The sequence below is a fragment of the Streptomyces sp. NPDC059456 genome (assembly GCF_042750055.1).
Taxonomy (GTDB): domain Bacteria; phylum Actinomycetota; class Actinomycetes; order Streptomycetales; family Streptomycetaceae; genus Streptomyces.
Genome location: NZ_JBHYVA010000879.1, coordinates 1 through 3022, shown reverse-complemented (window position 1 = coordinate 3022; position 3022 = coordinate 1). Strand labels below are relative to the sequence as shown.

The window sequence follows — 3022 nt, the reverse complement described above, 5'->3', positions numbered from 1 at the left end:
GCGGCCGGCGCCGGCCGGTCGACGAGTGCGCTCACTTGACGGAGACCTGCGAGATGTCGAGGACGCCGGTCCAGTCGCTGATCACGACGTTCTTGACGTCCTTGCCGACCAGGCGCTTGTAGACGGGGTGGAAGAGCGGCACGTCGAGGGCCTGCTCGCCGATCTTCTTGTCGAGCGCGCCCCAGCGCTTGCCGGCCTCGGCGAGGTCGGTCAGCTTGGCGATCTCGTCGATCTCCGCGTTGACGGCCGGGTCGTTCAGCTGGGCGTGGTTGTAGTTGGTGCCGTTGGTGACGATCTGGCGCCCGTCGAAGATCGGCGCGAGGAAGGGGCCGCCGGAGGGCCAGTCGGCGCCCCAGCGGGAGAGGAAGAACCCGGGGGTGTTCTTGGCGTCCCAGCGCTTCTCGTTGAACGCGTTGTTCTCCAGGCCCTCCAGCTTGACGGTGATCCCGGCGGCGGCGAGCGCCTGCTGGACGGCGGTCGCGACCTCGGGGCTGGTCTGCCTGTTCTGCGCGGTGGAGTGGGTCAGGGTGATGCTCAGCCCGTCCGGGAAGCCGGCCTCCTTCAGCAGTTCCCTGGCCTTGGCCGGGTCGCCGGCCTTGCCCGCCGGGAAGTGGTCGTAGGCGGTGAAGCCGAAGGCCTTCTGCTCGGGCAGGAAGGTGGTGGCGGGCTCGGCGAGGGCGGAGCCGCCGGCCGCGTTGACCACGCTGGTGCGGTTGATCGCGTACGAGATGGCCTGGCGCACCTTCGGGTTGTCGAAGGGGGCCACCTTCGGGTTGAAGGCGAGGTAGTTGGTGTAGCCGAAGTGCCCGGTGCCGACGCGGGCCGCGAGCTCCTTGTCGTCGCCGATCTGCGCGAGCTCGGCCGGACCCAGGTTGGTGTCGGTGGTGATGGCGGCGGAGTCGGGGCCGGAGCTGGTGGCCAGGCGCTGGTTGATGACGGCGGCGTCGAGGCCGGAGCGGACGTCGATCTTGTCCGGGTAGGCCTTGCGCTCCTCGTCGGTCTTGGGGTCCCAGTGCTCGTTGCGCTCCAGGGTGAGGTGCTCGCCGTCGTTCTCGTTCTTGACGACCTTGTACGAGCCCGAGGAGACGGGGTGCTCCTCGTACTTCACGCCGGTGTCCTTGGCCTTGGGGACGGGCGCGAACTGCGTCTGGGTGGCGACGAAGGGGAATTCGCCTTCCGGCTTGCGCAGTTTGAAGGTGATCGTCTTCGCGTCGGGCACGACGATGGAGTCGAGGCCCTTTCCGCCGTCCTTGTACGGGCCCTCGTAGTTCTCCCCGCCGATGAGCCAGTCGCGCAGGTACGGGGCTCCGCCGGACAGCTCGGCGGCGAAGGACCGCTCGATGCCGTACTTGATGTCGGCGGTGGTGATCGGGCTGCCGTCCTCGTACGTCAGCCCGTCCTTGAGGGTGTACGTCCACTCGGTGGCGTCGGCGTTGGGCTTGCCGGTGTCGGTGGCCAGGTCGGGCACGACCTTGGTGCCGGCGGCGCCGTCCTCGCGGTTGCGGGTGGTGAGGGTGCGGAAGACCAGCGAGGGGACGTTGCCGCCGCCGGAGGTGTAGAGGCGGGCCGGGTCGAAGTCGTTCTGCGGCTCGGAGTTGAGGACGGTCAGGGTGCCGCCCTGCTGCGGGGCGCCGCCGGTGGCGCCGGGCCGGCCGCCGGCCTGGTCCGTCGCGTCCTTGGGCCCGCACGCCGCGGCGCCCCCGGCCAGGACGACACTGACGGCGGCCGCGGCCACGCGGCGCGATATCTGGGACTGACGGAACATGGGGAAAAACAACCTCTCGGCGTGAAATTTCGGCTGTTGGCACCGAATGAAGGGAAAAGGCCACGCGAGGGGCAGCGGTCAGCGCTCGGGAACCGGCTGCATGCCGGTGGAAGGAGAAAGCCGCGCCTGCGGGCATGGGTACACCCGGGCGCGGCGGAGGAAAGGAACGAAGGGAGTCGCGCGCGATCGGGTACGCGTCAGCGACAGAGGATGTCGGCCACGCTGTGCGCGGTCACACCGAGCAGCGCCAGCTCGATGGCGGCGCTCGCAGCGATGGTGTGGTGGTGCGACATGCGGAGAACAATTACCGGTCACCGGACGGGTTGTCAACGCGAGATGCCGCCATCCACCACCTTCGCTCCGTCAACTCCCGGGGAACACCCAGGGGTTGGGTTTGCACTGGATTCCGCCGATGTCGAGGGACTTCGTCTGCTGCTGCATGATCGGCGCGAGCGCGCCCGGGGTCTGGCAGTTCACGTGCCCGTGCCCGAGCCGGTGGCCGACCTCGTGGTTGATGAGCATCTGCCGGTACGCGAACATCTGGTCCGCGCCGTACGTCGTCGACCCCTGCGCCCAGCGGTACGCGTTGATCATGACCCGCTCCGTGGAGGCGGAATCGCAGCTGACGTTGTCGACGGTCGTGTCCAGATCGGACTTCGCGCACCACACGCCGGTGGTGCCGGGGCTGGCCAGCGTGATCACGAAGTCGGCCTCGCCGCCCGGAACCCGCTCGAAGGTCTTCGTCCCGCCGTGGCCCCAGCTGCGGTCGTCGTTGAGGGTGCGGTGGACGGCCTCGGCGAACAGCTGCGCGTCCAGGTTCAGCCCCTGCTCGACGTCGACCCGGTAGCGGATCTTCTTGCCCTTGCCGGGCGCCGGCGCGACCCCGGGCACGGTGTCGAAGGTCCCGGGCCCCTTCAGCTTCTCGTCGATGGGGAACTGCTGGGCCATCTTCTGCTCGTACGACAGCTCCACCGCGGGTCCGGCGGGTGCGGCGGGGGTCGCCCGGCCGTCGGAGCGGGAGGCCGCGGACGTGCCGGGCTGGGCGCGCTTGCCGGTGTCGCCGGCGGCGCGCGCGGTGGGCGAGGAGCCGCTGTCGCCGTCGGGGAGCATCTGCACGGCGACGACGACGGCGAACGCGGTGACGGCCGCGGCGGCCACCACCGTGTACGTACGCGCCTTGCGCCCGCGCCCGGGGGCGGGCTCCTCCTCGGCGGCGTCCGCGGGCTCGGCGGGTACGGCGGGCGCCGCCGGCGGGGC

Annotated in this window: 3 protein-coding genes; all 3 read right to left on the bottom strand. The window is 70.5% G+C overall.

Annotation, left to right across the window (positions count from 1 at the left end):
• Positions 1–31: 31 nt before the first annotated feature.
• Positions 32–1765, bottom strand: a complete 1734-nt coding sequence (locus tag ACFXA3_RS39955) for an ABC transporter substrate-binding protein (RefSeq protein WP_385195926.1) — start codon at positions 1763–1765, stop codon at positions 32–34.
• Positions 1766–1962: 197 nt separating this feature from the next.
• Positions 1963–2058 (bottom strand): Ms4533A family Cys-rich leader peptide, encoded by a 96-nt coding sequence (locus ACFXA3_RS39950; RefSeq protein ID WP_343234612.1) that lies wholly within the window; start codon positions 2056–2058, stop codon positions 1963–1965.
• Between the two features lie 70 nt (positions 2059–2128).
• Positions 2129–3022, bottom strand: an 894-nt coding sequence (locus ACFXA3_RS39945) for a DUF3152 domain-containing protein (RefSeq protein ID WP_385195923.1), incomplete at its 5' end; no start/stop codon positions are given.

Excerpts from the sequence above, each read along its gene's own strand:
- ACFXA3_RS39955 (WP_385195926.1), bottom strand. The coding sequence starts at position 1,765 with ATGTTCCGTCAGTCCCAGATATCGCGCCGCGTGGCCGCGGCCGCCGTC.
- ACFXA3_RS39950 (WP_343234612.1), bottom strand. The coding sequence starts at position 2,058 with ATGTCGCACCACCACACCATCGCTGCGAGCGCCGCCATCGAGCTGGCG.